23 protein-coding genes are annotated in these 22,015 nt (G+C 57.7%); 9 read left to right on the plus strand and 14 right to left on the minus strand.

The window, feature by feature from the left end:
- Nucleotides 1-32: 32 nt before the first annotated feature.
- Entirely contained in the window at nt 33-494 is a 462-nt protein-coding gene (locus tag LZ686_RS17235; protein WP_349548587.1) for a DUF2280 domain-containing protein, read from the minus strand.
- A 101-nt stretch (nt 495-595) separates the two neighbouring features.
- Between LZ686_RS17235 and LZ686_RS17240 the strand changes: the two genes are divergently transcribed.
- The 4 genes from LZ686_RS17240 (at nt 596) to LZ686_RS17255 (ending at nt 7,696) form a co-directional block, all read left to right on the plus strand.
- Nucleotides 596-946, plus strand: a complete 351-nt coding sequence (locus tag LZ686_RS17240; RefSeq protein WP_349548588.1) for a hypothetical protein — start codon at nt 596-598, stop codon at nt 944-946.
- A 485-nt stretch (nt 947-1,431) separates the two neighbouring features.
- Nucleotides 1,432-2,826: an alginate O-acetyltransferase AlgX-related protein gene (locus tag LZ686_RS17245; RefSeq protein WP_349548589.1), complete on the plus strand. Its 1,395-nt coding sequence runs from the start codon at nt 1,432-1,434 to the stop codon at nt 2,824-2,826.
- Between the two features lie 233 nt (nt 2,827-3,059).
- Nucleotides 3,060-6,242 carry a rhamnan synthesis F family protein gene (locus tag LZ686_RS17250; protein ID WP_349548590.1) on the plus strand — a complete coding sequence of 1,061 codons (3,183 nt, stop codon included), beginning with the start codon at nt 3,060-3,062 and terminating at the stop codon, nt 6,240-6,242.
- Nucleotides 6,243-6,370: 128 nt separating this feature from the next.
- On the plus strand, nt 6,371-7,696 hold the full coding sequence (locus LZ686_RS17255; protein ID WP_349548591.1) for a sulfotransferase family protein: 1,326 nt from the start codon (nt 6,371-6,373) through the stop codon (nt 7,694-7,696).
- 47 nt (nt 7,697-7,743) lie between these two features.
- On the opposite strand, the gene LZ686_RS17260 is transcribed toward LZ686_RS17255, so the two are convergent.
- Entirely contained in the window at nt 7,744-8,334 is a 591-nt protein-coding gene (locus tag LZ686_RS17260) for a hypothetical protein (protein ID WP_349548592.1), read from the minus strand.
- 752 nt (nt 8,335-9,086) lie between these two features.
- Between LZ686_RS17260 and LZ686_RS17265 the strand changes: the two genes are divergently transcribed.
- The 3 genes from LZ686_RS17265 (at nt 9,087) to LZ686_RS17275 (ending at nt 11,422) form a co-directional block, all read left to right on the plus strand.
- A complete protein-coding gene (locus tag LZ686_RS17265) occupies nt 9,087-9,323 on the plus strand; it encodes a hypothetical protein (RefSeq protein WP_349548593.1) in 237 nt (78 codons plus the stop codon).
- A 483-nt stretch (nt 9,324-9,806) separates the two neighbouring features.
- The gene (locus LZ686_RS17270) at nt 9,807-10,805 is read left to right on the plus strand and encodes an IS30 family transposase (protein ID WP_349548594.1); all 999 of its coding nucleotides are present in this window, start codon (nt 9,807-9,809) and stop codon (nt 10,803-10,805) included.
- Between the two features lie 191 nt (nt 10,806-10,996).
- Nucleotides 10,997-11,422: a VOC family protein gene (locus LZ686_RS17275; RefSeq protein ID WP_045999921.1), complete on the plus strand. Its 426-nt coding sequence runs from the start codon at nt 10,997-10,999 to the stop codon at nt 11,420-11,422.
- A 242-nt stretch (nt 11,423-11,664) separates the two neighbouring features.
- Here the strand turns inward: LZ686_RS17275 and LZ686_RS17280 are convergent, their stop codons facing one another.
- From LZ686_RS17280 to LZ686_RS17335, 12 genes are all read right to left on the minus strand, one after another.
- The gene (locus LZ686_RS17280) at nt 11,665-11,868 is read right to left on the minus strand and encodes a hypothetical protein (protein WP_349548595.1); all 204 of its coding nucleotides are present in this window, start codon (nt 11,866-11,868) and stop codon (nt 11,665-11,667) included.
- 112 nt (nt 11,869-11,980) lie between these two features.
- Nucleotides 11,981-12,151 carry a hypothetical protein gene (locus LZ686_RS17285; RefSeq protein WP_349548596.1) on the minus strand — a complete coding sequence of 57 codons (171 nt, stop codon included), beginning with the start codon at nt 12,149-12,151 and terminating at the stop codon, nt 11,981-11,983.
- A gap of 18 nt (nt 12,152-12,169) precedes the next feature.
- Nucleotides 12,170-12,304 (minus strand): Dyp-type peroxidase domain-containing protein, encoded by a 135-nt coding sequence (locus tag LZ686_RS18865; RefSeq protein WP_502922027.1) that lies wholly within the window; start codon nt 12,302-12,304, stop codon nt 12,170-12,172.
- A 463-nt stretch (nt 12,305-12,767) separates the two neighbouring features.
- Nucleotides 12,768-13,865: an acyltransferase family protein gene (locus LZ686_RS17290; RefSeq protein WP_349548597.1), complete on the minus strand. Its 1,098-nt coding sequence runs from the start codon at nt 13,863-13,865 to the stop codon at nt 12,768-12,770.
- Between the two features lie 48 nt (nt 13,866-13,913).
- A complete protein-coding gene (locus LZ686_RS17295; RefSeq protein WP_349548598.1) occupies nt 13,914-14,570 on the minus strand; it encodes a hypothetical protein in 657 nt (218 codons plus the stop codon).
- 385 nt (nt 14,571-14,955) lie between these two features.
- The gene (locus LZ686_RS17300; RefSeq protein ID WP_349548599.1) at nt 14,956-15,654 is read right to left on the minus strand and encodes a hypothetical protein; all 699 of its coding nucleotides are present in this window, start codon (nt 15,652-15,654) and stop codon (nt 14,956-14,958) included.
- Between the two features lie 45 nt (nt 15,655-15,699).
- Nucleotides 15,700-16,470 (minus strand): helix-turn-helix domain-containing protein, encoded by a 771-nt coding sequence (locus tag LZ686_RS17305; RefSeq protein ID WP_349548600.1) that lies wholly within the window; start codon nt 16,468-16,470, stop codon nt 15,700-15,702.
- Nucleotides 16,471-16,474: 4 nt separating this feature from the next.
- Nucleotides 16,475-17,866 carry a replicative DNA helicase gene (locus tag LZ686_RS17310; RefSeq protein WP_349548601.1) on the minus strand — a complete coding sequence of 464 codons (1,392 nt, stop codon included), beginning with the start codon at nt 17,864-17,866 and terminating at the stop codon, nt 16,475-16,477.
- A gap of 151 nt (nt 17,867-18,017) precedes the next feature.
- Nucleotides 18,018-18,479, minus strand: coding sequence for a RusA family crossover junction endodeoxyribonuclease (locus LZ686_RS17315; protein WP_349548602.1), 462 nt, complete (start codon nt 18,477-18,479; stop codon nt 18,018-18,020).
- Entirely contained in the window at nt 18,476-19,471 is a 996-nt protein-coding gene (locus tag LZ686_RS17320; RefSeq protein WP_349548603.1) for a phosphoadenosine phosphosulfate reductase domain-containing protein, read from the minus strand. The genes LZ686_RS17315 and LZ686_RS17320 overlap by 4 nt, the downstream gene beginning before the upstream one ends.
- Nucleotide 19,472: 1 nt before the next feature.
- Nucleotides 19,473-20,105, minus strand: coding sequence for a GapR family DNA-binding domain-containing protein (locus tag LZ686_RS18870; RefSeq protein ID WP_502922026.1), 633 nt, complete (start codon nt 20,103-20,105; stop codon nt 19,473-19,475).
- Between the two features lies 1 nt (nt 20,106).
- Nucleotides 20,107-20,496 (minus strand): hypothetical protein, encoded by a 390-nt coding sequence (locus tag LZ686_RS17335; protein WP_349548604.1) that lies wholly within the window; start codon nt 20,494-20,496, stop codon nt 20,107-20,109.
- Nucleotides 20,497-20,984: 488 nt separating this feature from the next.
- Between LZ686_RS17335 and LZ686_RS17340 the strand changes: the two genes are divergently transcribed.
- Together LZ686_RS17340 and LZ686_RS17345 are read left to right on the plus strand one after the other, a co-directional pair.
- The gene (locus tag LZ686_RS17340; protein WP_045982271.1) at nt 20,985-21,260 is read left to right on the plus strand and encodes a helix-turn-helix transcriptional regulator; all 276 of its coding nucleotides are present in this window, start codon (nt 20,985-20,987) and stop codon (nt 21,258-21,260) included.
- A gap of 357 nt (nt 21,261-21,617) precedes the next feature.
- Nucleotides 21,618-21,809 carry a hypothetical protein gene (locus tag LZ686_RS17345; protein ID WP_157001428.1) on the plus strand — a complete coding sequence of 64 codons (192 nt, stop codon included), beginning with the start codon at nt 21,618-21,620 and terminating at the stop codon, nt 21,807-21,809.
- Nucleotides 21,810-22,015: the final 206 nt, after the last annotated feature.

The following is a 22,015-nucleotide window of genomic DNA, read 5'->3' on the forward strand; positions in this document are numbered from 1 at the left end:
CTGGCTTCAGCCAAAAGTCACGAAGCGCCGGATTAAGGGTTGGACCCTGAAAGGTCTGCGTAGAAGTCGGCAAGGCTCTTTACCTCCACGGCCCCGCCGTCCTTTCCCGTCAGTTCGCGACGATTGGTGAACGCTCCGCCCATCTCCTTAGCAGCCTGCTCTAGAAGCGAGGATGCCAGGACCATGTTGCCCTGTGCCTCGGCCTTCTCGGCCATGCGCTGCAGCCCTCGGAGGCGCACAGCGCGGTGGCTGATGCCGATCTTGCTGGTGTCCTCCAGGAAGGCGGCGCGGGTTTCCTCGAAGATGGCGCACCACTTCGGCGCCAGCCCCTTGCCCGCGCGCTTGGTCGGGTCATAGGTCTCGATTGACTGGCGGGTGACGGTGATCCCGAACTCGTCCTGCACCGCCTTCACGACGGTCGACGGGCCATCGAAGCAGGCGAGAGACTGAACGATGAAGGTCCGGATCTCGGTATTCAGCTTTGATGCTGCCATAGTAGGAATTTCCGCCACTGGAAAATTTCTTTGTTTAGGAGGATTACTTTGACGTCAGCCTCCCTTGAGCTAATGTTTGAGTCCCAAACGAAGGATTAGAAATGTCCATTCCTGAATATCAGCAGGCCTATCGGGAATTCAAAGCTGCACGATCCGCAGCTATCGCGATGGCCGAAAATATCGGTAAGATAAACGACGCTCTTAGATACGATCTGCGGTCATTCATCGGGTACAATTTTAACATCGACATTCAGCCACGGAGCGGCGTGCGTTATAATGAGAAAAGCCGTGTTGCTATGACTGATTGGCCGTCGTCGGAGCAAATGGATGCGGTCATAAGAGCATGGACCCAAAGCTATCTCCAGCTTCACAAGCGATGGGGAGACGTTCTTCTGCATGACCGCGAAGGCCTTATTCCACCTCCAGAACAGTTAAGGTTGTCGGAGCACTAAGCCTAATTGGCCCATCACCCGTCTCGCCCGTGCCGTCGCAGCTAGGACAGGTCCGCGCGCCCTCAGAGAACCAGAAGCACGGTAGGTCGCGCCTGGACGGGTAGGGCGCAGCCTTCACCGCACCCTTGCCCTGGCATTTCTTGCAGACGGTCATGCTAGCCTCGTTGATTTCGGAGGGGGTCCGCACGGCGAGGGGCCGGGACCACGCCCTCCCCGCCCGGGAGGACCAGGGCGGATGGGATGATTGGCTTAGGTATGGGAAATGAAAAAGCGCCGCAGGGCTTTACCCTCGGCGCGTACTTCTGCCCGTGTGTCTTAGCAAGTCTAAGCTACGCGGGCAACATCTAACTTTTACATAGTAGATGATGCCTGAGGTCCTGGTCATGAACGTTGCGCATGTGCAGACCAAAGGTTCTTGATATCGGTTTGAGGTTCAAGGAATAGAACAATCAGTTCAAGAAATGGCATGAGCAGGATGGTCATAGATGAGTGTTCAACAGCTAGACGTCCGGCCTGAGACTTTCGCACCCGGGGACATCTACAAGAATGTGCTTTTCGGTACGAACGGGTGGAAGTTTTTGTGGAACGGCGGACAGCGTCAATTCGATCACCTAATGGGCGAGCCACTGATCCCAGGGTCAGTCGAGAACTTCGTTTCAAGCCTGAAGTCGCGTCGCACGATTTGCGCTGAACGGCGCCTACCTTACATGCATATGGTCTTTCCATCAAAACCGGTAGTGATGACGGAATATCTTCCGGAGCCACTTAAAGGAAAGGTACGTAGTCTTTTCGAACGTCATTATCGCGCGGTCGTCGATCAGGCTGGGCTTGGCGATATCTGCCTCTACCCTGAACAGATGTTAAAGGAAGAGAAGTCAGTTCGGCAGATTTTCATGCCTCATGATACGCACATGGCTGCTACTGGTTGCGCAATGGTCTCCGAATTGATGATCCAAGCCTTGGGTTGGTCACACGATCCGCAGGCCCATATGGACATCTTCAACAGGCATTGGCTTGGTGACCTAGGCGTGATGGCTGGTACAAATGAACGTCTTGAGGAAGCTTCTCTGCGACCCACTAGTCGCAGCGCCCAAACTTGGAACAATCGTCCTAGTCTGACGGGCAACACCGGTAATATTGTGGTTGTGCATCACCCTCAGGCTACGAGCAATAAGCGGCTGCTGGCAATCGGCGACAGTTTTATTGCTCATAGTCTAATTTCTCTTTCTACTTTTTTCCGAGACATTCTTTATGTACGCAGCCCTGGGTTCCAACCGGACTTAATAGACCTTTTTGCGCCAGACGCGGTAATCACTGGAAATGCTGAGCGATACTTATGTCGGGTTGCACCAGATTCTTTAGCGGACAGTGCTCTTATGTACAGCTATGGCCTGAATAATTATACGCCTGCACCTGACTTCAGCGCAGCGCTTCGAGCGCAACTCGCGTATAAGCATTATCCCCATCAATACATGCGCTGGAGCCAGCAGGTCAGTATGCTAAGATTTAGTGGACTCGGTCTTGCTAAGCTTAATGAGCAACTGATGATCGATGTCGACGACGACACTTGGCTGCAATCGACCGATCGAGATCCAATTATGCTTTTTTCCGACACCTCGCTCAAGACAGGAGCTGATTACCATCTTCGCGTTAAGATGGAGAGTAAGGTAAACAGCATCGCTCAACTGTTTATTGGACAAACGGGAGGCGATCGTACTTTTTCTGAAAAGTGCTCAGTATCAGTACCTGTGTCGGTCGGAATGAACATCTTAGAATTTAATATTCCTGCGGCAGGTCGTGGCCAGCAACTACGGTTTGATCCCTTAAAATGCCCCGGGCGGTTCCAGATTACTGCAATGGATCTCACTGCGATAGAATAATAATCGCAGCAGTACCGCGCACTTTTTCATCATCTTGCTGGTGACGGAACCAGCGGCATTTGCACGATAACTATACCAGGCCGTTCGCAACCACTGGTGGTGTGAAGCATGTCGATGATATGGGACAGTACGCATGACGTTCTGTCCGGCCCGATTGGGTTCGCCCACCGCCCTGCACAACCGATGACACGCGGTCGCCTTCTCTCGACCGCCGCCCAAAGGAGCCCTGACCGGTGCCTGTAGATACCTCGGACCTGACCTTGCCCATAACCACCGACCGCCCTTCCGGCGCCTTCGCGTTGATTGTCCATGTCTGGCATTTAGATACGCTAGATGACCTGTCTGCGGCCTGCGACAATTTTCCTGCTGAGGCCGACCGGTTTGTAACTTTCGCTGACAGCTTCCAGCCTGAGGACCGTCAGCGTATCGCGGACTGCTTTGTTGGGGCAAAATTGGTGCCGGTGCATAACGTGGGCCAAGATGTTGGCGCGCTGATGCAGCTAATGGACCAAATTGACTTCGGCCATTACGACTTTGTTTGTAAGATTCATTCTAAGAAAGGCCTCAAGATGCCTGAGGCCTGGCGGCGCACGCTGCTAGGTGGCGTGCTTGGATCGCGCCAGCAGGTGGACAAGATTATCGCCGGCTTTCGTGAAGATCCGCAGGTGATGTTGGCAGGCGCGCGGCAGCTGTTCCTCTATGGCCCAGCTTATCTATGGCGGAATGCCAGCGGAATTGATGAACTGGCGGGATCGTTGCTGCAGGGATTTGACTTTCGAAGCCAAGACTGGGGCTTTGTCGCAGGCACTTGCTTCTGGATCCGCACTAGCATCCTGCTGCGGCTCAAAGCGCTGCAGATCGACTGGCAGCCTGGTTCCTATGCCGATGACGGAACGCCTGCTCATGTACTTGAGCGTATGTTCGGTATGTTGGTTGCCATCGACGGAGGTATCGTACTGCTTACCGATCAGCGCGACAGCGCGTCCCTGCCACAGCCTGTAACCGGCTTTCCGGCTAGCCTGTCACGCGAACGCATTCCTATTATAGATACCCTAACCGAACTGGAGGCTGCACGCCGCCGTCGCCAACGCAGTAGCAAAGTGACAATGCGCCGTCGGGTAGCGGTTTTTGCAAGCTACAGCGCAGACGGGGTGCTGCCCCCTCAGGTACAGCCGTATTTAGAAGGACTACGTCCACTGGTCGAGCGTATCGTAGTAGTCTGCGATAACGACCTCGCCCCCGATCAGCGCGCTTGTCTGTTAGGACTAGCCGACCATGTCATCACCGGAAGACATGGCGAATACGACTTCGGCTCCTACAAGCGCGGCGAGGCCTGGGCCCGTGATGCAGGCTGGTTGGATGATGCAGACGACTTGATCCTATGCAACGATAGCTGCTTCGGGCCAGTAGGTAGTTTCGCGCCCATGTTCACACACATGGATGCGCGACATCTAGATTTTTGGGGCGCTACGGACAGCCAAGAAATCCATCCCCATCTGCAAAGCTTTTTTGTGGTGCTGAACTGGCATGTATTTCAATCGCGGGCCTTCCGCGATTTTGTAGGCAGCATCACTAAGCAGCCCAATGTCCACGAGGTTATCAAGAAATATGAAATTGGCCTTACAAAGACACTAGCTGGGGCCGGATACAGCTGGGGCGCTATGGTCGAAAATCGACTGGAAGGTGTGCATCCAAACGATCCGACTTATCGCAATATAACGCTTCATCCTATTCTTTCGATGGAAATGGGTTTGCCTCTAGTAAAGGCCAAAGCGCTTCGAAGCGTTGCAGATAATGTGGAAGGTCCAAATAGAACGCTAGAATGGTTGCGAAAGAATTCTGATACAATTTACCAAGCAGCAATTTCTAACCTAAATATCGCCCGCTTTCTCGACACTGGGCGTATCGGCTTTTCCATGATCATGCCGACTCGAAACCGAGCGTGGTGCATATCGGATGCAATACGTTCGGCAATGCAGCAAACCCATAAGAATTTTGAGCTCATTATTGTTGATGACGGGTCGGAAGATGATACTGCCGGGGTAATCAGGCGAGATTTCGGTGTCGAGTTGGGCAGCGGAATACTTCGTTATGTTAAATTGGCAGAATCAACCGGAGTTTGCGCGGCAAGGAACATTGGTATTGCCCATGCTCGCCACGACTGGATCACCTATCTAGACAGCGACAACCAACTACGTCCGAATTTTTTGACTGTCATAGCGAATGCTATCATACAACAGCCGGAAACAGACTGCTTCTATGGTCGAATAATTAATCGAAGCACAGGACACATCGTTGGTCGGGGCTTTGTCCGAAAAGATATTCTTTGGGGTAACTATATTGATCTTGGTGTCTTCTCACACCGAAAATCACTTGTACAAAGATTTGGCGGGTTTGATCCTAGTCTGCGCCGACTCGTTGATTGGGATTTGATCATTCGCCTTACGGCGCACCAAGAGCCATGCTTCATTCCTCAGGTATTTTTGGATTACAGTGATGACGAGGAGGGCCAGAGTGCAGATCGCATTTCGGTCCGTGAGTCATTCCTTCGGGCCAACGTCGCGGTTCATAGCAAGCACTCGCCGCGCCCTACAGTTTCAACCGCAATTCTTAGCTACAATCATCAAGAATTCATCGTCGAGGCAATCGAAAGTGCTCTCGAACAGCGCGGCGATTACACGCATGAGATTTTGTTGGCCGATGACGGATCCTCGGACGGGACGGCGCGGATCATGGCGCGTTACGCTGCGCGTTATCCAACCCGTATTCGCAACATCAGCACTGGCGGCAATCTAGGTGTTTCGGCCAACTATCAGCATTGCTTTAGAGAGGCGGCGGGTAACTACATCGCCATTCTAGAAGGCGATGACTATTGGACTGACCTGGAAAAAAACGCTCGCCAAGCTGACTTCTTGGCAAGCGACTCAGAGGTGGGGGCAGTCTTCTCTCGCATCGAGCTGTTCAACATGGCGAACAACAGCCGCCGCCTACTCAAACGTCAGGACAATTTACCATCACTACTGGCTGGCGAACATTTCACGCTGAACCAACATCTGAACCTTATCGTCAATTTCTCGTCTATGATGTTCCGGCGCAGCATGCTGCTAAATCTACCCTCATCGATCTATCATCCGCGCTTGAGCGAGATTGCTTTGGCCTTCTATCTCGACAGGATCGGTAAGATAGGATTTATCGACAAGGTGATGGGGGTGTATCGCCTCAATCCATCCAGCGTTTGGACAGGAGCTGATCAAGTGGGGCAATTAGAGCAGGCGATCGCTACCCGTGCAGGTGCGCTTGCTGTTGCGCGTCCTATTCATCATGCAGTTATCCGTCAGCGGATGCTGGAGAAACAACAGCAGCTACAGGCCTTGCAGGTTCAGAACCCGCAGACCCTCATCCGGCAGGTAAGATGATAACCGACGCACCGATCGTGGACCGCCCCGGACGGGTGGCGGTGATTGTACTAGGAATGCACCGTTCGGGGACCTCGTCGCTGGCAGGGATGCTAGACGGGCTTGGCTGCCGCGGGCCGGCAACACCGATGCCGGGGACGGACGCGAATGCCGCAGGCTATTTCGAGTCGCTGCCGGTCTTTCGACTAAATGATTCGATCCTCGCTGCCTTAGGTTCACGGTGGGATGATTGGCGCCCGCTGCGCTCCGACGTCCACCTTTCGCCTCGCCTCGCCGAGTTCCATGGCAAGGCATGCGACGTGATCAAGGCCGAATATGGTGATAGCTCGCTGATCTACCTAAAGGACCCTCGCATCAGCATACTGCTGCCATTCTGGCAGCAAGTTCTCCAAGCAGTAGGTTTCCATAGCGTCTATCTGCACACCCATCGCAGCCCCTCTGAGATCGCAGCATCACTGCAACGACGTGATGAAATTGATCCTGGTCTGTCGCTGCTGGCCTGGGTATCACAGGTGTTACAGGCTGAGCGTCATAGCCGCGGGCACACGCGGCACTTCACCTCCTACGAAACGCTACTACGCGATCCCGCTGCGGTCGCCGAAGCTGCTGAGACTGCTTTCGGTTTTCCCTGGCCACGGCCGGTCGAAGCTGGGGCAGGGCGAGTAAACAGCACTCTTCGCCATCATGATAGCGGTGCACGCGCTGCACTGGAGGATGCTCGTGTGCCAGAGCTAGTCCGCCAGACGTTGGAGATATTGGAGCGGTGGGTCACTCAAGGTGAACAGGCTGAGGATCACCCTCGGCTAGATGACATTGCTACAGCCTTCGATCAGGCCGAGGGCCTGTTTGCAGGGGCAATGGAAGCTCTGAGAAGCCGCTCTGCACAGCTGGCGCCAATGCGAGCGCGGGAAGAGACGCTTAAAACGGAAAAGACTGCGTTAGAGGCGCGCTTGACCCAAGCAAGCAAGGATAAGGCCATGCTGGACGAAAAACTTACTCAGCTCACCAAGGCTCGCGATGAGGCTTTGCGCGACCGCGACGACGCCAGCCAAACCCGAGATAAAGCCTTGCAAGATCGCGACGCTGCCAGCCAGGCTCGCGACGAGGCCTTACGTGATCGCGATGCTGTTCGCAAAGCCCAAGCGGAGGCCGAGGCCCAGCAGGCCCGACAGCTGCAAGAGTTGGACATGCTCACCGACCGCCTGATCGACCGTGACGCCACCTTGGCTGCGATCCGTCGCGACACGTTGGCAGTATCTAAACGTGCCGAGCAGCTGGAACAGGAGCGCAACGCGGCAACCGAGGCCGCGCGCCTGCAGCAGGAGCAGTCTAGGAACGAGATTGAGGCATTGCGCGGCCAGATAGCAGCGCAGCGTCGGGAGTTTCTGTCGAGCACGTCATGGCGCGTGAGCGCACCGGTCCGCGTGTTGGGTCGAATAATCCGACGGCGCTGATCCGGTTGCCTCAAGGGGGCGCTAGAGAAGCCCCCCAAGGCCTTACATTAAGTGAAGCCGCTCTCGACCTTTTCTTCCCAGTCATAATGGGAGGAGATCGTGTCATGGATGTCCGAAATCCGTTGCAAAAGAGCATACAATGACGCCGTTTTTATCGGCAGTTCCGCAATGTTTTTCTCATAATTTTCCGAGCAAGGCATTCCAAATATGCTTTCGCAGAACTGTATATTTCGAATGTGCTTTGCATTTTTAAATTTGTTGGCAGCCAAGCCCACAAAGAAATAATCTATTGAATCGTACACGGAATTGACTTCTTCAGTAATTACTGACGTCAATTCAGGGTTCTCGCTGATTTTTGACAGGATTGCAATTCTTGCTTTTTGCCTTTGCTCTACTTCAGTCAAGCTGGAGAAATACTCTCTTTCCGCTTCCAGCTTATCGGCATGAAAGCATCGTCTGAATAAAGCATAGTTCACTGCACCAAGCTGATTGCAGAGAACAAGGAAATGCCCGAGATAAGCATAGTTGCTTACTATGTCTTCATTCGATCCATAGGGCCGAAAACTGTCGATCTCTGATATCTTCCGAGCAAGCCTAACTTTGGGCTCTATGTTCGCCAGTGATAGCTTGCTCGTCATCTACTCGTCCTGTTCTTCTCAAAGTTCTCTCGGGAGAACATAGCAGGGACACGTCGTCAAGGCTCGCTCCGTACGTGTACAACATGTCCACCAGTCATGTTGACCAAAGCTGCCTGATCCGCTTAAGGCTTGGCGTAGCGTTCCCATGAAAAACGCCTGTCAGGAAACATCTGAACTGTAGGCTCCACCCGGCGTTCGTAATCGTGACAGGTCCGCGCCGTTGGCGATCCCCTGCGTTCTTCATGAGGTAACTGATGACTATCAATCCATTCCGGTTCCGGCCGGAAACACCTGATAATTCGCCAGAGCCCGAAGCCGATGATCTTGATGGTGGAACCGGTGACTGGGAGGACAACTGGCTCTCCAACTCGATGGCATGGGCTAGCCGCGCTTGTCTGCCAGCTTGGTGCGATACACCGAAGCACTGGACCTCACGCGTCACCAATTATTTCCACACGTCGTGTCCCTGCTGCTTATTCTTTCGCGGCGTGACGCTTGGAGGCGCGTTTGGACTGACGGTTGGTCTCGCAGCAGGCTTGCTCATTTAGGTGACGCTCATGAATGCAGATGTCTGTTGCACGGTATAGATCTCGGCCGCTGTCTACAAAGCGCAATAATCTCATTTTTGATCCCCGCAACTAGGCGTGGGGCCGTCCCATCCAAGCCCAGAAGACCGATGGCAGATACCAGCAATTTGCGAAAATCAAATTGCTATGCTTTGCTAGTGAAACACGCGGCGAAAGGAAATCCTCATGCCAAAGGCACTGACCATATCGACCCGTAACGAACGCAACGAGCCAGTGATGATCGACTGCCTTCAGGATAACGAGGCAGAAGAAAATGCGCAGGATGCAGACGCTGATGGGTCTGCAACTGTTGGCGATCAAGGCGCCCGATACCGGGTTAGCGACACAGGCCAATCTGTAACCCGCATCGATGCAGGGAAATATCGTATTGATGAGACAGCTGAGACCCTGATCGAAGTGTAAGGAAGACCTCCTTTTGCATTGAGTAGCATCAACGCAGTCATGACTAGAAAAGTGACGCAGGCTCTCCCTTTCGGGCAGGTGCCTTTCTTGGCTGCCCGACAAGTTTGTCTGCGAGTAGGAATGTTTGCGGTTTGGCCAGGAGAGATGGTATGAACACGTCAGTTCAGGCTGCCAAGTTTGGCCAACATGACAGTGAACCTAGACGATGCCCGTCGTAAGAGGCTCGCTTCAGCGCTGTCAGACGCACATGCGCAGGTGGAGATGTGCGAAAAGGCGATCGCGCAGAACCAACTCCAATTGCTTTCACTGCGTAGAGAACTGATAGCCGCCTTGGCGCAGCTCTCTGATGCGAAACGGCGCTATGACCAAGCCAAGTGAGTCATAATGTCGATTACTGTTGGATTGGGGGCACGCCGGGTGGGTTCTATCCTGAAACGCGACAAGCCATGATTTGCTGGGCTTTCGTGGATCGAGGAGTTCAACTTGGCATCGCATCTCACCCTCTCCGAGCGCCGCATCATTGCGGGCATGCTGCAGCGCAAGATCAGCGTGGCGCAGATTGCGGTGCAACTCGGCCGGCACCGCTCGACGATCCACCGCGAGATCGGGCGCAACTTCTGGCGCGATCCGGAGGTGCCGATGGCGACGGGCTACTGGCACATGAACGCTCAGCACCTGGCCGACGACCGTCGCAAGAGGCAGGCTAAGCTCCTGCAGGATGATAACTTGCGGGGCGGCGTGATCGCAGCACTGGAGGCCGGCTGGTCTCCGCAGCAGATTGCCGGGCGCATGCGGCATGAGCGCGCGCGGCGGCGCGTCTGCCACGAGACTATCTACCGCTACGTCTACTCTCCAGATGGCCGAGCACAGGAGCTTGCCCGTTATCTTCCCGAGCGGCGGCGCAAGCGCAAGGCGCGCTACGCGCGCAAGCCGAGAAGCCTTGTCCTCCCAGAGCGCTGCATGATCAGGAACCGCCCTCAAGCCGTCAAAGACCGGCAGGTCTTCGGCCATTGGGAGGCCGACCTGATGATCTTCCGAAAGGAGCATGGGCCGGCCAATCTGGCCACGGTGGTCGAGCGCGTCAGCCGCTACACGGCGATCTTCCGCAACAACGATCGGCGGTCCAGGCCAATCATGGACAATCTGATCAACCTGCTCTCGCCCCTGCCCCGGCATGCCCGTCAAAGCCTGACTTTCGACCGAGGCCTTGAGTTTGTGTCGTGGCGCGAGCTTGAGGAAGGGCTTGGGGCGCAGGCCTGGTTCTGCGATCCACAGGCGCCTTGGCAGAAGCCTACAGTTGAGAACACGAACCGCCGCGTCCGGCGCTGGCTTCCGCGCGACACGATCTTGCTGACAATCCAGCAGAAAGAGTTGCTGGGCTTGGCTCAGCGGATGAACGCCACGCCCCGCAAATGCCTTGGCTACAGGACGCCGGCCGAGGTCTTCCGCGAGGAGTTGGCGAAGGCCTCAGGCCTGCAATAGCGTTTGAGTTGCGAGTGTTCGCTGCCGTTGACGGTACAGGTTATCCTGCCTAACATTTACCGGTCTGAAACAGGTTAGGCTTGGGAAGGTTGGCCCAGCCCCCGCACCCTGCGGGTCCTTCCGTTGCAAGGCAGCGGCCCGAGACTATCAAGGCGTCTGCGCGGTGCAGGAGCCGATAGGTAGGGTATGACATGAAGCCGAGAATTTCCGTTATAACACTTGGCGTGAGTGACCTCGAACGCTCGCTTTCCTTTTACCGTGATGGGCTTGGGATGCCCACCGAGGGCATCATCGGACAGGAGTTCGAGCATGGTGCGGTGGCGTTCTTTGACCTGTCCGGCGGGCTGAAGCTCGCCCTCTGGTCGCAGGCCGACATCGCCCACGATACTGGATTGCCAGTACAGCCGGTTAGCCCGACCGCCATAACGATCGGGCATAATGTAGCGCGACCGGAAGAAGTCGATCAGTACATGGAGGATGCGGTGCGGGCAGGTGCTGAAGTGATCAAATCTGCACAGGACACATTTTACGGCGGCTACGCTGGCTATTTCCGAGACCCTGACGGGCACCTTTGGGAAATCGTCTGGAACCCGGACCTGCTTCCGCTGGAGAATTGAGCTGCCCTATTGAAGTCCCCGGCCCTCCTGAGGCAAGCGGCAACACTACAGTTCACGCTGTCAGTGGCGCTGGATCCCCGCCTGACCCGGACGGGCTGCGATGGCGGATGTCTCCGCCCGCCCGGGTCAGGCTAAGTCGGCGCCCGTGTCGCGTTTCGAGTTGAATCCGCAGCCTAAGATATGCGCAGCGGCCCTACTCCATTACACCCATACTGGCTGGATGCGGCTGCAACAAGCGTAGTTCAGAAAAGGCAAATGTCTTCGCGCCGCCTGATCTGTGCAGGCGTTTCCTGAACAAGGAACGTCTTCCTTGGCGTGCCGTTTTGCACGACGACGACCCTTGTCGCCCCGTGCGGTTGATCCGTAAGCGTAAGATCGGTTTGCGGCGTGTAAGGCACCGCTAACGGCTCGTTCGTATGGAAGTCCGTTAACAGCAGTCGTGCCATCTTTGTGCCCCTAGGATTAGACAAATTCATTTGGGACAGAATACCATGTGCCAAGCAGTTCGGGCAATGTGACGAAATGATACCGCGATACTGGTGAGGCAATCGGTATACCTTAGTACTGCCTGATCTTCGGCAAAGGAGCGGCCTTCGTCTGGTCAGGCTGATGCTCCGCAACCAGTGCCTCGACCTTGGCACTCACGCCACGGAATGAATTGTTGTGTTGATAGGAGGACAGGGCATGCTTGATCAGCGCCAGCTCGTGCGGAGTAAATGTCACGCTCATGTATCGAATCCCAGAAATTTAGGAACAATAAAATACGAATGTCCTACGGACGGCACAGATATGAACAGAACTGTCTTGGTCGCACAAGACATGCTTGGCTGAACCATTTGTAACGTTCTGCATATTGTGCAGATGTACCGAGATGCCTGCTATTTAGCTTTCCAGTGCTGTCCTCCGCGCATCGATGATCTCCTGTCTGGTCTCACACACATGCACGACATGCTGTGAGCCATTCCGATAGAGCGCCAAGATAGTCGCACGTTCAGCGCCTTCATCGATGTTGAACTTGGTGTCTTGTGCGAACGTTAGTACAACAGGTGTGCCCAACGGTATTCTGGTCAGCGTCATCTGTGGCATAACTTGCCACTCCTATGAAACCTGCACGGTATGCAGATACGAAGAAGTAAACTGATCTGTTCCATTCGCTTTTTATTAGAGGCGGAACGCCGCTTATCCGCCAAGCTTGGGCACCATCGCTCAGAACCCGGCCCACGACAGCACTACCACTAGCACGGCGAATGCCGCCACGAACTCGCACAAGTCACGGATCAGGAGTAATGCTCCTGTTCCACCCTATTCTGCTGAAAGGCCCAATTTATGTGCTCCATCTCTCGGTTCAGAGTTGATGCTGAGACCTAGCGAACGATGGATCTGCTGATCGTGTCGGCAGAGCAAATAGCCAGTACGCCCCAAGCTGCTTCAAGCACCACGCGGTGAAGATGCTGACGCCTGTCGAAACGATCACCAGGACGGGCACGGCGACATTGTCATGGATGGACGTGATACTCAGCCGCTCAAGAATTGGAAGAGTAAGGGCGATAACCAACAGGTGGATGAGGTAGATCGCCAAGGTGTTTCGCCCGAGGTATCCGAACAGTGTCTGCGCCACCGGCGTCTGCGATATCACGATCGCAGCCATCATTCCGCCGATCATGCCGCAGATGTTCAGCAACACTGCGGACATGCCTGCGGCGATGGAAAGGCTTGCCGAAAGCTCCCTGAACGCCAGGAACATGGCGAGCAAAGTGACGACCAGCATACCCATCACCGGAATGCTCTCTGAAAGACGTTTAAGGGCGGGCATGCCATAGATCGCAGGAAGCACGAAGAACGGCACATACTTGAGCGCGTTGACCTGGGCGAAGTTCAGGCCAAGGGGCTGGACGATCGGCGAGAACGCCACGACGCTTGTAGCAACGGTAAGCAGCACCGCGAAGGCGGGCACTGACACCAACGCACGTGCGAGCAGGAAATAGAAGGACAGGGCCCAGATAAACCAAATCCCTGTCTGAGGCTTGAAGAACCCGGAAATCACGGTCTCGATAAGGCCGTCGGACAAATCTGCTGAAGGATGCGGCGCCACATACTTGAAGAATGCAAGATGGATGATGCTCCACAGTGCGAACAAGTACACATACATGAGCGACTTTTTCCTAGTCACCGCGCGCCAGCTGCGATGTATGATCGACGATGCCAAAAAGCCGGAGATTGCAAAGAAGAGCGGCATTCTCACCGGCTGAAATACAGCCGACATAAGACTGTAGGCCTGAGATTGTATCTCATAACTGCTGGCTATGATATTGGCGTGGTATGCAACCACAAGGAGAATAGACAGCCCTTTAGCAGCGTCTATCCAATCTATTCGGTTGCTCTTTTTTTCCGGAGCAATTGGGGAAGATAGCTGGGGCATAGAAAAGCTTTCGACAAAAACCACGGCATTACTTTAGTTCGAGAATGAAGACAAACGCGTTAACCTTTTCTCTTATTCTGCATGCCACGGCGCCAGCGCCGGCAGCGCCCCAGTGATCTCGATCGTGTCCAGCATCCCCGGCCTGCTCAGGACGGCCCACAGGTCCAGCAGCGCCCCGCACCATGCCAAGTAGTTCCGACGTTTAGCGGCGACCATGCTTGCGGTGCCGGTGTAGCTGATGGCGCAGACGTCACCCTTGCGCTCATGCCGGTTCCGGTGTCGGTCGCGCCACACCCAGATGCTGCCATTGCGTGACACCCCTGCCACGAAGCATCCCTCCTCATCGCTCCAGTCCCATCCGCAGGGCGTGATGCTGATGCGATCCCCCTGCCCCCAGTCCGGCGCGCTGCGGGCGCGGGCCAGCTCGGCGATCTGCGTGGCCATGCGCCGGCCGCCGACGTGATCCGGCAGAGCCTCGACTACAGCAGCGATGACCTGCGCATCCCGGTGCGGATCGCTGGTCCCTCCCCCGTCAACCGTCACGCCGACCTTGTGCCGTTCGGCCATGATCCAGAGCGTGTCGACGCCCGGCCGGTCGAACTCGTGGGCGCCGTACTGGTCGAAGTCGAGCACGGCCTTCTCGGTCAGGAAGGCCCACGCCAGGGCGTCGTTGATCGACATGGCGCGGGTTATGCGGGATCCGGTGGTGATGGTCTTGTGAAGGCTCATGCGGGACTTACCAAATCTTTATGCATCTTATGAGCGTCACATGCAGTTTTTCTCCGGGAGAAAGAGGATCTGTGAAAATGCGCTTCATCGAACTTAACCAGCTTGGCAGCGACGGTGCCCGCTATTCCATTTCGGTTTCGGTCACTCAGATTGTAAGAATGACAGCCCAGGCAGATGACCGGTGTCTGCTCAGCCTTACGGACGGAACGGCGGTTACAGTCACAGAAAGCTATGACTCCGTCGCTGGTCTCTTGATGGATTCCGGAGCTACGTACATTTCGGAAAAGGTCACGCACCGACCGCCACACAGTCGGTGATCTGTCGAAGAGCTGGCGGGACTGCACCCTACCTCCCCTGCCAGCTTTTATAGCGTCCGAGAACCTGCTCATGCCGCGGTGTCCTTCCGGTACCGGAGCGCCGCCAGGAGCCGCTGCTGGCCGTCCATCGAGGGCTTGCCGTTCTCACCTAGCACCTCGGCGCACAGGAAGGCCTTCCAGCGTGCCAGCGCCATGGAGGCCTGGACCTCCAGCTGCAGCGCGACGGCCTCGATCTTGTTGCCGCTGATCAGCAGCTCGGCGATGGTCAGGTCCTCTGCGGGCGTGAAGGCCGGTGCCATTTTCTCCAGGTGTCTCACGATGGCCCGCTCGGGCAGGCTCAGCGCACCCCAGGGGCGGTCGGTGGTCTGCGGCTTACTTGCGGCCGGAGCTGCGAAGGGCCGTGCTGCGGGCTTCTTGATCGGGTCTTGAGCGGGGGTCAGTTTCGGGGGCACAGGCCTAGCGTTTGCTGGCGCCGCGTTTTTGATCGGCTCCTGCACTGGGGCGGCCTCGGCAGCGGTATCTACCTTGGATGCGACCTCCGGAAGCGTCAGGCCGTGGTCAGACTGCAAGCGGATCTCGACCGGCGCCGGCGAACCTACATACTGCGTCCCCTGGTCGGCCTCGCTGACGAACAGCTTGCGGCCTGTGGCCTCCTCGAACTCGGTCAGCGCGTTTGCCAGCAGGGCGAGGGCAGTCCCCTCCTGCATCAGCTTGTGGGCGCGGTCGGTGATCTCCGAGACGGTCATGCTTGCGAAATGGATGCTCACTGTCGGGGTCCTCTTGGTGGGGTTGGGGTATTGGGCGGCCATGGGTCAGCCTCCGATCATTTTGCGGCGCCTGGCACGGCGCTGCTCTGGGGTTTCGGCTGGTGCACTAGGCGTGCCTGCTGCCGGTCGCGCAGTCTTAGCGCGGGCAAGTTCGTTCATCCCGGCGGTGAACCAGGACCAGCGGTTGGGCATGAAGCCGGGCGACTTGCTGCGCTGCTTTGCGAGCATGTCCCGGATCACACCGTCCTGCTCCGATCGGCTCAGGCCAAGCCCATCCCACTTCGCGATCTCGACCTGGTCGTTGGTCGTACCGGTGAACCGTCCCTCTAGAGTGATGCCCGCAGCGGAGCATCCCATGAGGCTGAGAACCTCTTCCCTTCGACTGTCCCTTGCGGCGACGACGACAGCAGGCTGTGCCTCGCGCGCAGTCGTTGACGGTTCAATGACGGTTCCTGACGGTTTGGGTGAACGTGGTTCAGGGGTTTTGCGAACGTGGTTCAGGGGGGTGGTGAACCCGGTTCGGGGGTGAACGTCGTTCAGGGGTGAACGTGGTTCAGGGGTCGCGGTGACGGTATAGAGGTTCGCACCCCCCTGCCCTGCACATGGCGTGACCGTGACGAAGCCCTTCTCGATCAGCCGTGAAATGACCTTCTGAATGCCGCGGCCGGACAGTTTCGTGCGCTTGGCAAGCCGTGCGATAGACGGGTAGCACCGTCCCAGATCGTCGGCATGATCGGCCAGCGCGATCAGCACGAGGCACTCGCTGCTGTCGATGCCCTCGATGTCCCACACGGCGGACATGACCTTGATGCTCATGATCCTACTCTGACCAAACGGTGTTGGTAGAGAGGGCGCACAGGCAGCGGGCGGTGCCGGTCTGTCCCATGCGCTGCTTGGCGACGCCGATTTCGAGCTTGCCGCGGGCGGCCTCCATATCGAGGAGCCAGTCGGCATACTCGTCTTGGTCGGACGCTTCGGGTTCCTCCTGCGCCAGGTAGTATTCCGGTCGGTAGCAGAACAGCACGCTGTCAGCGTCCTGCTCCAGCTGGCCACTCTCGCGCAGATCGGACAGGATCGGCCGCTTGTCGTCGCGCTTGTCCACCTCGCGGGACAGCTGGGACAGCGCCACGACCGGAATGTTCAGCGACATGGCAATGCCCTTGAGGGCAATGCTGATCTCGGTGACCTGCTCGTACCGACTGCGGCCCCGGCTGGATTTGAGCAGCTGGGCATAGTCGACGATCAGCAGGCGGAATTTCGGGTTGGCCCGGGCGATCTGCCTGACGGCCATCGAAAGCGCCTCGACGTTGGCGTGAGCGCGCGAGAGGAAGGTGATGGGCAGGTTGCCTACTGCCTCGGCGTTTTCGACTAGGCCGCGGACTTGGTCCTCGCTCATGATCCCGGTGCGCATGTCGACATAGGGCACCGCACAACCGTACTGGGCAGAGGCCTCCGACAGAGCCCGCTGCGCCATGGCGGCCGGGGTCATCTCCAGAGAGGCAATGGCGACCCCATGCCCGGCCCGTGCAGCGTTCAGTGCCATCGTCAGCGCCACCGCGGACTTGCCCATGGCCGGGCGCCCGCCGAGGAGCGTCAGTTCGCCGGGATAGAGGCCCGGGATGATGTCATCGAGCGCGGGGATGCCGAAGCGGACGAGATCGGCATTGGTCCCTTGATAGGCCTCGATCGCCATGGCCATCGCCTCACGCACCGCGGCACTCATGGACACGGGGCGGTCGGCTTCGGTCGTGAACTCGGCTGCCAGAATCTCGCGCTCAAGCCCGTGCGCGATCTCAGTGGCCGGAATGTCCCCGCGCAGCAGTGATGTCTGCGCCTGCGAGATTGCGGCGGCCAGTGCGCGCTTTCGGGCCAGCTCGGCAAGGTGCTTCGCCATGTCCGCGGCAAAGGCCGGCGGCAGGCTGTTCGACGCCATGCGCACGAGGTATGCCGGGCCCCCAGCTTCCTCCAGATCCCGCGAGCCCTGCAGGTCCGCCTTGATCGTGACCGGGCTGACCAGGTCGCCCCGATTGGCGCGGGCCTCGATCAGGTCATAGATCTTCGCATGCAGCGGATGATGGAACAGCTCGGCGCCGCCCGTCCGCATAACTGCCGGGACAAGCCGATCGTTCATGAGCAGCGCGCCAAGAAGCTGCTGCTCGCCTTCTATTGAGTAGTGACCCGTCTCGGGCCGGATGGCGGTTACGACGTTCATTCTGCTGCCTCACATTTCTTCCAGACCTGCTCGGCTGCGAGGTCGCCCACGCTGCGCCAGTGGGCAGGCTGGGGGGTATGGTTCCAGACCTCGCCGCGGCTCACGCGCGCCAGGGCGGCAAGGGTTTGTTCCTTGGTGGGGCCCGGGCGGCTCACTCCGCACCCCCACCCACGATCAGGGCGCGCAGCTGGCTGTCCGTCAGCGGCAGGGGTTCGATCTCGACCACCGTCGCTGCGGCTTCGCCCCACATCTTTACGGCCCGGGCATCTGCCACCTGGCAATCGTCAGCCCATGCGACGCGGTTCAGGCCGTCCTTCACCGCTTTCAGCAGATTGTCCCCGTCCGGCTTCTGGACGTGCCAGTTGCCCATGGCGGCGGCGCGGCGCTTCTTCGACCAGCTGGCAGCGGGCTCGAAGATCGCGGTGATCGTCAGCCGTACCGGCCCGGTCAGGGGCTGCGGAAAAGCCGCCATGCCGTGCTGCCGCACCACGTCCTCGAACCGGGCATTGGCCGGGTTGTTGACCGTGACGGCGCGACCGAGGCGAGGGTTGTAGAACCCCCTTGCCCGCTTCTTGGCAAATGGCTTGCCCGGGATGGTGATGACGACCTTCATTCGCACAGCCCGTATTGCGAGGAGCACGATAGGCCGTCGTCGGATTGGTCGATGAGGAAGTTAAATTGCTTGCCGCCCCGATCCGTGCGCGCCCATTCCGCCACGACGTGAGCGTTTGGCCATGGTGCTGCCGCGCTGGCGGAGTTCCGGGCCTCACGGTCCTCGATCTGCTTAATCCGCCGCGCCATGGCGGCCCCTTCCGGCGTGACATCGGCTGCGAAGAACGTACCGACTCCGCGTTTGCTGGTCAGCGCACAGACGGCCTCCCACTCCGCGATCTTGTTGAATGCCTCGGGGAAGCGATTCGCCATGGCCCGCAATTCAAACTTGCTAGAGTTAATGCACGGGAAGCAACCGACCCGACCCATGCCTTGCAGATAGAGCGGGTTCGGATCGACGCCACAGGAGGCCGCATAACTAAACACGTTGCCGGCAGACCAGTGGATCAGAGGGCGATAGAAGCGCATAGGGTGAAGGCGCGGCGTCCTGATCGTCTGCCACATAGGCGAATGGCGGCGGGCGATGCTTTCGGCACGGCGCACGCCTAGCCATTGGATGACGGGACCGGCCCGCCGCGCGGCATCAATCACCTGCGTGTTGATGACGTCTGCCTTAAGGAACTCGGTACAGAACTGCGCTCGACGGGACGGGAAGCGCCCCTTCCACAGGCACAGGTCGAGGAACGGCACGCCGGTCGGATGCAGCACCGCTACGGCGCGGTCTACCACGGCTTGCGGGATACCTTCGGCTGGCCAGTGCGCGGCGATGTAGGTGCGCTTCTTCGCCATGCGCTCGGTGAAGTCTGCGCGGTATATTTCGACATCCGGACCGCCTGTGAGCTGACCGAGGCTTTTGGCATAAGCAATGGTTTCGGGATGCTCGTTGCCGGTGTCTGCCATCACCGCGCGGAACGGTTTGCCGCGCTCCAGCGCGAGCAGATAGCAGGCGGTGCTATCTTTACCCCCGCTGATGTTGACGATGTGCTGGGTCACGTCACACCATCCCCAACGCGGCTTTGTACATGTCGAGGATCACCTCTTCCTCGGCAACGTCGTCCTTGTCGCGGCGGCGCAGGGCGATGATCTGCTTCATCACCTTGGTGTCGTATCCACGGGCCTTGGCCTCGGCCATGACCTCCTTCTGACGTTCGGCGATGTCCTTCTTCTCGGCTTCCAGCTGCTCGAATTGCTCGATGAACTGGCGCAGCTCGTCGGCAGCGACGCCATATGCTTGATCGTCCACAGCATGATCCTCCGGGGTGTTCTTCAAGGGGGGCACCTTGCGGCGCTTGCGGTCAGCGGCCGACATGCGCCGGCCGATGTTCTTCAGATCTTCGACCGTGGTCGTGACAGACGTGCCGCCTGCTGAAATTGTCACGGATGGGCTGCGGGGTGCTGCTTCTGCATCTGCATTCGCCTTGATTGGCCCGGTCCAAAGCACGTCGCGCTTCCCGAACTCGCAGGGCTTCGTGACCACGCCACGAGCCTCCATCTCCTCGATGAGGCGGGCGGCTGCGTTGTAGCCGATGGCCAGCTTCCGCTGGAGATAGCTGGTCGAAGCCCGATCATCGTTCACCACGATCCGGATGGCTTCGGATAGGCGGGGCAGGTCTTGCTCGCTCGGCATCTCAACCGTCCTCGCGCACGAGGACCGCGGCGGTGCGCTTGGCGCTGTCGATGACGTCGGCGATCTGCTTGCGCGCGGTGGCGCGGCAGCCCTTGCCCATAGCCAGCTGCGTAAGCGCCATGACGGCCTCGCCACCTTCGGCCGCCAGCTCGCCAGCGGACTGCATCAGGCAGGCTGCGTCCTGCACCTCGGGCAGCGACTGCATTAGCCACCGGCGCACGGGCTGCTCGCCGACAGCATCCTCCAAGGCCATGATCTCGATCAGCGGCCAATCCAGCTGGCCGGACTGCCGCTTGGAGATCGACCCCTTTGAGATGTCGTGCCCGAGGCGGGCGCCGATCATGGCAGCAGCGGCATCGAAGCCCCCCGCCTTCTCGATCAGGTTGGCCATAAAGGCGCGGATTATCCCTCGTTCAGACATGGATTCCTCCGGAAACCGCGTTTCCTTTTTTGACCGCCGGGCCCGTGGCATCAGATGATGGGTGGAGCCGGTAGGGTTCTGAGTGGAGTGTGTGACGTGGCATCGGTTTCACCTGCGCCCTCGACGGGCGGGTTGTGGATGATGGGGAATGTGAGGGGATCAGGCAGCTGCCTTAGCGCGGCGTGCGTGCGCGAGATCCTCCAAAGTCAGCGGATGACCGCGCCGTTTGGCTGCGTCGATCAGATCAAGGTCACGAGTGGCCGGGATGCTCTCGCGGACGAACCACGAATGCACCGTTGTGTAAGGCAGGCCCAAGTCAGACGAGAGGGCCGCGGGGGTTGTCCAAATTTGCTTGAGCTTGTCCATAGTGCAATACTACGCAATATGCGCAGCTTCAGTCAATACGCAAACCGGCAAGCTGACTTCGCGGTATGCGTAACTATTATTGGTGCCAACCAATGATGGTGGCGCTGATGCTTGAAGATCGGGAAGATGACGTTGAAGCGGTCGCTGCTAGGCTCAAAGCGGCGCGTGAAGCACTTGGTCTATCAAAGCGCGAGTTTGCAGAGCGTGCCGACATGGGCGAGCAGACTTATGGCCCTTTCGAGAACGGTACACGTCCTCTTAGCCTGATTGCGGCAAAGAAGATCCGAAAGGCTCACGGCCTGACCTTGGAGTTTATGTACTTCGGGAAGATCGAGGACTTGCCGCATAGGATCGCCGCGAAGTTATGAGGCAGTCCGTCCGTCAGGTCAGCCCAGAAGTCCAAGGGCAAGCCGCTCTCGCGCCTGGCGTCCTTCAGCATCTCCAACATCTCGTCGTCCCGCATACCCACCCCAAATAAGAACATAACGAGAACATAGAGGAACGCGCACCGTTCTGTCTACCCGCTAGGTTTAGCTTTTCCCAGGTCAGGGACCGCATAACGGGCATTTTGGCACAATATGTTGTGTGTAGATGCTTACTGATCAAGATATGGGCCTATGTGTCACCATTCTCGGAATCGATAAAGCCCGCCTACTCCGGCGGGATTTTTCATGTTCGGAACATCAGTTCATTATTGGGGGTTCATCCCACCGGAGGACCACGTCATGAACCACGACCAATCAAAGCCTACCCCTACCGATCAAGTGAAAGAAGCTGCAAGGACTGAGCGCCATCCCGAGGTGCCAGACCATGCAGCGGATGAAGCCAACCCGGCTATCCCTGGCGGCAATCGACCAGATGCTGCTGTAGCCGAAGATCCGGCTAAACCTGGCATGATCGATAAGAGCAAGACCTAGAAGGTCGGCAGCATCAGACCAATTGGAAGGCCCGCTCCGGCGGGCTTTTTCACGCACCACAGCCTGGCGCTGGCAAAGGGCAGGATAGCACCGAGAAATTGTCCTATTCACAATAACTCCGCTTATTGCGTAGTTTTTTATTTGACACTGCGCATATTGCGTAGTTATCTTCATTTGCACAGGGCGCGACACACGAGCCGCCCGCC

Source organism: Paracoccus sp. NFXS7, from assembly GCF_040148865.1.
In the GTDB taxonomy this organism is placed as follows: Bacteria; Pseudomonadota; Alphaproteobacteria; order Rhodobacterales; family Rhodobacteraceae; genus Paracoccus; species Paracoccus marcusii.